This is a genomic window from Lyngbya sp. CCY1209, from assembly GCF_035615495.1.
GTDB lineage: Bacteria > Cyanobacteriota > Cyanobacteriia > Cyanobacteriales > Microcoleaceae > Limnospira.
Map to the genome: position 1 here is coordinate 1 of NZ_JAJENU010000669.1, position 209 is coordinate 209.

Annotated in this window: 1 protein-coding gene; it reads right to left on the reverse strand. The window is 52.2% G+C overall.

What is annotated here, in order from left to right; translation table 11 throughout:
* On the reverse strand, positions 1 to 209 hold a 209-nt coding region (locus LKE08_RS27645; protein WP_324707521.1), incomplete at both ends, for a hypothetical protein.

The window sequence follows — 209 nt, forward strand, 5'->3', positions numbered from 1 at the left end:
GCGGTGGAACTGGGTGCGATCGCATTCGGAAAATCTCCCACCAAATTAAACCCATCTGGGAGAGTTATGTCGGAAACGGATAATTCTGTCGTCCCGCTATTTGCGATCGTAAAAGTTCGGGTAACGGCGGTTCCGACGGTGGCGGTTCCGAAATCTACCGTTCCGGTGTTGTCGGGGATATCGGTATCTCCGTCCGAAACTTCGATTTC